A 6,833-nucleotide genomic window follows, 5' to 3' on the forward strand; every position below is an offset into this window, starting at 1 on the left:
CATGCGATCACATGCACTCTGCGGTGGGCGTGCGAGAGAGAAACACACAGTGAAGAAGCATCGGATACAAGCCGCGTTCATCTTTGTAGTGTGCTGATTTCACCTTATCATCCTCTTGAAACATGGCTAGCGTGTGTATACAAAAAAATAAAAAGTGTGGAAACTCGTTAAAGAATGCGGCTTTACTAGTAGATAATCAGGATGTTCATACACATACTTGATGCATCACTAGGATGATTTTCAGCCCATTCCGAGAAGGCCGAACATCTCAAACAACTCTATGATATAAAGCGTGCGGTGCCGGTGCATGCGGCATAACGTCACAAGCGCCAAAGAAGCGGGCTTGCCACAACTAAAATGACGGCCCGCGCCATATTTTGTCTTGAATAAAGTCACCGAACGCTTCTTGATTGACTATCTGTAGACCCAGCTGCAACAGCTACTTCTACAGCAACTTTAGATCCTGACACTAAAGTGGCGGGCGCGGGTTCACAATTGTGTAAAGCGAGTACGCTCATCTCCGGGGGGCCACCCTCTGCTAATGCACATATCGCGTGTAGCCGCCCACCCTCATGCTCTGCAACATCGTCGCACATAAGCATCGTAACAGCAGGCAAGCTGGCCACGATAAAAATCATGACTACAACAGCAAAATGTGCAGCAGTGGCATCGGAGAGGGCATAAAGTATCGCGCCAATGGCTAGCGCAGCAACAAGCGCGCACAGCACGACAACTTTGTACGTTACACGCTTGCAGCAAGGATCAGTGTTATCAACAACCTTGCTGGGGCGCGACCGATTATCGACTTCGCAATATAAAGCGAGATGGCCGTAAGGCCGATTGTTGCCGTCGTGGCCCAAATCCTTCAATGCCATTACAGGCAAAATAATAAGCGCAGAGGCGAGGAACGCGACAAGCGCACACCCCATTATGCCCACGGCGAGCTTCCCGGAAGAGTCAACGCGCGCAACAACTAAGCCATAAACCAGCAGAAAGAAAACTACAGAAGATATCAGAAGTACGCAGCACTCCACGCCACCACGTACCTCCCCCGTACCGCCAACAGACGACTTTGCCGCCCTGCTATCAATTTTGAATGCCGAAAACACGCGTCCAGAGGCCACGACAACCCCTATTCCTACCCACTATGCGCAGATGCCAACAGAAGCACCGTTTTCTCTAGCGAGATGCAATGCAGCTTGCTGCCCCGAAACCCCAGCACCCGAAGCTGCAGTAGAATCCAGCACGACTGACGACACAGAGGTACCAGGAGCGTCAGCGCTTGAGCGGCATGCATCCGCAGGCACAGCAGTTACTGGAGCTTGTTGACCGCCACTAGGCGCGGCGGGCCTCACGTCTGGCGATAATCCGACAACTGGGGCGTCACTCAACACCAACACGGACGAGTGGCGCCGCGTTCCAACTACAACAACCGCAGAAGCCATGAATAACGCCAATGTAGCTAAAAACAGCGCGCTGCCTTGCCACGTTCCGGGCTTGGCGGCCATACACGCACAAGCAACTATTGCGCAGATGAACTCAAACACGGCCATCGCGGCCAGTGCGCGCATGCCAGAAAACGTACTTCTATCCTCTAACAATTGCCGCTGATGTTCCCACACAGATCCTTCCCGGACAACTCGCGCATAATCAGCCACAACACCATCTTCTCTCTCGTCCTGCACCGCCATGTACGCAACCGTACCGAGCAACGGAAGTAATACGACCAACGCCAGGCAGCCCCAAATTAGCGTACCAGATGGCCCAGCCAGCGTAGTCCGCAGGCACGCACAGATAGCAAATATCGCAGCGACCAGAGCCGCGATTGTTATTATAAACTGACCAGCACCAAAGAAAGATACCATGGACCTTTCCCGTATTTTCCTTTTGGCCCCGATCACCGTCCCCATTGCAGGATCACCAACTCTGACACGTACAGGCGAAATATTATGAACCTTGTCGCTAAACCTGACAGTTTTCCCCGCTGCCCATACGTTTCCGGAGCCACCACCGGGCCGATCTTTTCCCTTAACACAACAAACACACACCGTAAAAATGAACGCTAGATTACCACAGAGCACCGTGCAGCACCCTCAAAACACAGACAGCCCATCTGACTAGGAAAACAGGCAACCACACAACCCGTGAAAACTCGTGCACCACACACTCGCGGGGGGATTGTAGCATATGAACACGTGTGCACGCAATAAAATCTACTAAATTTTAAAATACCGAGAAGGCTGCTATATGCCGCACCCTGCAAAAGCGTGGTATTGTACCTCACTAAGTTTGGCTTTAAATGCCAGAGCCGCCGCACCCGCGCGCAACTTACGACACTACCTGGATGTTGTGGCACCGTACTGAAACAAACTTCATCACCTAAAAAGGCATATGTACGGCGATCAACCCGGACATTCTCGCAATCAAACCCTCAACCTCGACGAATAGGGGGTAACGCTGGGGCCTTGGACACAGAAAGCGCGATAATCAAGGAGGCTTACAGCTAAATCTGCAGATTTGAGTCTAACAAATGCATTTCAAGAGGATATAACATTCGCAAAGTATGAATCTCGCTCGATTCACGCCCTCTCGCTTCCATGGGGTGCACAGTTGGTGTATCCAACTCCGTGCCAAGCGGCAACGCCCCGCAGGTTGCGTTATTGTCGGTTTGCGAGAGGGTCACTGAGCTCTTTGTTGGCGCAGAATCTGCAGGCATGGTCCACATTTCACACCGCGGGTACGCCTCTTCAACAAAGAACCCGAAAAGTAGCAGTAATAGGGCAGCAACCGGTAGGCAGCATACGATGGTATCCGCGATCCCAGCCCATTTCTCCCAATTTGGAAGGCCGGCCACCAAGCAAAGACCCCACACCACAAATAATGCGACCAGCAATGTTTTCAGAGTCGGAATATTATCAGATGGTTTTTGCGATAATGCTGCGTCTGCAAACCTCACGCAAGTGTTGCGTCTGCGCCGCATCCATGCAACGCACATACCACAAGTAAGCGCCAGACCCAAAGTTGGATACACAATCAACCATGCCGAAGGCGCGATGGCAGCCGGCACTGCACCACAATATGTAACAGCGGCACATATGAGCTCTACCAGAAAACAGCAGGACATCACTCCAAGCGCCGCGGACGCTGCTGCGCTCTTAACGTAAACTTTAGGGAGATAAAACCTGGGCCATTTTATTTTAGTCTTCGGCGTACCAACATAACCCGGAGTCTGCACCTTGTTGATTTTTGCACTGTTAGGTATACTGGGCGCTGCAATTCCACAAAAAGGCGACGATCCGCCAGCATCACCAGCCGCGGTGCGGGGCCTTGGCCCCTTTTGGCATTGACGGCTTGTATTGTGACTTTTCATAGCACACACTACCTAGAAAAGCGCTGACTGGCATAAGAAGCCTAGCTCTACATCAATTGCGTAACAACAAATCAGCAGATAGAAGATCAAAAAAGACATTAAGGGCGCCAAACCACAAACACCATGCTTGACGCCACAGCTCCTAATTGCTGATTTTGAAAACTCATAACTGGTTTTAAAGGCTGAAAACGCTCGCCCCACAAGCCACAGCACCTTACCCTCACTCATTATACTTACTCAGAACATGCCCCGTACTCTGCACAGGGAATCGCGCATATCCCAATACTTACATGCACGCTAAAAGATCTACTCGCCCCTAATTAGCTCAACTAAGTTGACCGCGGACGAACACAGACCGGACAGCGGCCCCACTTTCCCACAAAACTCATGCGGAAATAACCCGGAGAAAAGTCCTCCAGCGGGGCATCCAGCAGGGCAGGCTACAAAGACGCGACTGCGCAGCGCATAATCAAGACAACGCGCTACGCTTCCGTATAAACTCTACACTGCAACTGCGGTGAGAACCCCAACACAACAAAATTCCCCAGCGTAGCCAGAGAATCGGGAGAATCCAGCCCAACAGTCACCACGAAGGTATCTGGTGGGACATCAGCAGTTTTCACTTGGCCCGAGTCTTCGTTCGAGCCGCGACTAGCTTCCTGGCCATCTGAGGCAGGAACTGCGTTAACTGTGATATGGTAAGCCTCGTCGGGGCCGTACTCCACTACTGTGTAACCTGTGTGACCACGTGAGAGCTCTGTGCCAAAAAAAGCGGCAATCGTGAACAACACCAGCGCGGCTAACATAAAACCACCGCACCATCCCCCACGATTTACGTCAATACATATGCAAGCAACAATGACGCCAATAAGTGCAAGTGCAGATATGCACGCCAACGCAACCATAGCCTTGGAACGACCACCATCATCAGACAGCTCTCGACAACCCTTCCTTGAGGGCTTAACTATTCTCACATCACTCCCTGTCGCAATGTCTGCTATGTTGTTGGCCGCTACTATCACCCCGGTTGCCACCACGAGCAACAATAGCAACACGAACGCCAGACAACTCCAACTCAGTGCACTACCAGCAACAGCGGGCTGCAGACACGCACCGCAAATAGCAATCACGGCGGCAATAAGAGCCGACATTGTTATGATAAACTGCCCAGCACCAGCAAAAGACGACATGGATCTGTCGCGCATTTCTTTGCAAGCCTTAGCCACCGTCGCTCTGGCAGGATCAACCATAAATGGCCCCCATCCTTCCCTAGAACGCTGCAGTGATTCATCCATTACACACACCTCATACATCAAACACGCCACCCCGGGTCACACACGCTGCTGTAGGCACCTACATCTCATCCCTGGCAACACCGCAGGTGACCGAAGCGTCCAATTGACCGGCACCGCACAAGCACCGTCCAACTTCCGCTCGACCAAAACACGAAAAGCCGCACCAAGTCGCTAGCCTCAGGGACAGGCTCAGCTCCAAACCCCGGAGAAAGGCCCCAGCACCGCACCGCTAGTGCCACCCACTCCAACAAGCACAAACAGCAAAGGCCGGTCACCGCAGCGCTCATATGAAAGCCGCGGCACCTGCCAAGCACACAACCCAAGCAACCAAGGACAGCAACAAAGCTAACGCCGCAGCTGCTACGGCAAACTACCAAAAGCTGGGGAAAGACGACACGGACCCGCCGCGCATTTTTGCGGGTTACAACCACCGTTGCCTCGGCGGGATCGACTCTATCAAAGACCGGAAACTCTTGCCTACCGGGACGTTGCAGCAACCCAACGCCCCGTTCATGCCACCTATCCACTCCTCAACAGCCGCCAATCGCCACCTATGAAGCAAAACCCAAGCTATAAAGCGGGCTTTACGCCGCCGCCTGCGCCACACCTGCTCCCAAAGTAGCAACAAGTTGTGGATCCACACTAACCATAATGGTAGCAGGAGGTACGGCCCCAGACTCGGCTGACGGCACGGAAGTTCCGGGAACACCAGCCCCGCCTTCTTGGCCGCCACCGCTAACAACGCCCTCGGTAGCACGCGGCTGCTGCTGGCCACCGGGTACAGCTTGAGCCGTACGAGCTGTAGCACACTTGCTATCACACTCTTCTGCCAACGATTGGTCACGTGTTGCCATTACAACAGCGGCACTGATCGCAAACAACACAAATGCGGCTAGGAAACATATGCTGCCCTGCCACGTCCCGCGCCTCGCGTCAACAGCAATACAAGCCACGACGGCAGCAATAAACACAAGCACGCTCAACCCGGTCAGTATCGCGGGAACATGCAACTTCTGCTGATCTTCCTGTCTCGCACGGGACAATTCCCTAGACCTCTCCTGAGCAGCAACCCGTTGCGCACCACCGGCAGCCTTCTTTTGACTCGAAGCACTCACTGCCGTATGCACAGCCATACCAAGTAATGGCAGCAGTGCTACTAGTGCCAGGCAGCCCCAAATCAGCGGACCGGACGCCCCTATAAGCCTAGGTTCCAAACACGCACAGATAGCAAACGCCGTGATAAGCAGCGCCGTGATAGCTACAACAAGCTGTGTAGTAGTGTCCGAAGGCTTCGCCACATACCGCTTACGCACGCCTGCATAGGCCTGCTTAGCCGCTTCTTTTGCACGGTCAACTGCATCAACGACCTTACCATGCACAGTTGACGGAACGCTACTAGCTGACGGGGTCGCAGCCTCATGCTCAGGTTCGGCAGTTTTCTCTTGCCCCGCAGGAGCACCACCAAACATCATCACACGGAACTTGTCAGCCGCATCGCTAACCGCACCTCTGTCTATTGCGGAACCGGCACTAAACGATACGACACTATACAAAGTGTCAGCATCAAGCTTATCCAGCTGATTGTACGATATACCAAGTGCATCGACGTGCCCGGCAAGCGTTTCCAATACGCTCCTAGCCGCAGACGCGTTCCCATCATTGTACGACACACCGCCAAACATGAAGTCGACAAAAGCCTCAAGGTCGCCCCTTTCTACTTTGGTATCACGGTCAAAACCTTTGCTTACCAGGCCGCCGTGCAGGGACCACGACGTCTCAACGTTTGCGATCGCGCTGTCAAGGCTGGCAGAGCACGCACCACTACTCTGAACATCAGCCGCAACCACCACGCTGTCAGCAAACGCTTGCGCGAGATAGGTGGCGTACCCTTCGCCAATCTTCAAACCTTGTAGCCCCAACTTATCCCCAACCTGCATAAGCACGAGTCGTATGGAGCCTAGTGAAAGGCCACTATCATGAAAGTGGCTGCGTACAAGGCCATCCTTCACGATTTCTTCGACTTCTGCAACACGCAGGGGAGCACACCCTCGCGATCTCGCGATCTCTCCCTGAGCAGCATAGACCCCTACAGAAATAAGGGCACGAGCAGCCAACATGTACTCAACACTCGCAACCTTGGAGCGCATCTCTTGCCGCCAATCAGTCCC

At 53.2% G+C, this 6,833-nt stretch carries 5 protein-coding genes; all 5 read right to left on the bottom strand.

The features are described 5' to 3' along the window. Positions 1-392: 392 nt before the first annotated feature. A complete protein-coding gene (locus GAC_RS02340) occupies positions 393-1,124 on the bottom strand; it encodes a hypothetical protein (RefSeq protein ID WP_010267502.1) in 732 nt (243 codons plus the stop codon). 21 nt (positions 1,125-1,145) lie between these two features. Next, positions 1,146-2,081 (bottom strand): major surface protein MSP1 subunit alpha, encoded by a 936-nt coding sequence (gene msp1a, locus GAC_RS02345; protein ID WP_037349296.1) that lies wholly within the window; start codon positions 2,079-2,081, stop codon positions 1,146-1,148. 422 nt (positions 2,082-2,503) lie between these two features. Next, positions 2,504-3,370, bottom strand: a complete 867-nt coding sequence (locus GAC_RS05435) for a cell surface protein (RefSeq protein WP_241759991.1) — start codon at positions 3,368-3,370, stop codon at positions 2,504-2,506. Between the two features lie 482 nt (positions 3,371-3,852). Further along, positions 3,853-4,683, bottom strand: coding sequence for a major surface protein MSP1 subunit alpha (msp1a, locus tag GAC_RS02360; RefSeq protein ID WP_010269879.1), 831 nt, complete (start codon positions 4,681-4,683; stop codon positions 3,853-3,855). Positions 4,684-5,249: 566 nt separating this feature from the next. Next, a partial coding sequence (gene msp1a, locus GAC_RS05315; protein WP_050813513.1) for a major surface protein MSP1 subunit alpha occupies positions 5,250-6,833 on the bottom strand: 1,584 nt, incomplete at its 5' end.

It is taken from the genome of Anaplasma marginale str. Florida (assembly GCF_000215485.1).
In the GTDB taxonomy this organism is placed as follows: domain Bacteria; phylum Pseudomonadota; class Alphaproteobacteria; order Rickettsiales; family Anaplasmataceae; genus Anaplasma; species Anaplasma marginale.

Coding starts and splice junctions, on each gene's coding strand:
- msp1a (WP_010269879.1), bottom strand. CDS start 4,683: ATGTATGAGGTGTGTGTAATGGATGAATCACTGCAGCGTTCTAGGGAA.
- GAC_RS05435 (WP_241759991.1), bottom strand. CDS start 3,370: ATGAAAAGTCACAATACAAGCCGTCAATGCCAAAAGGGGCCAAGGCCC.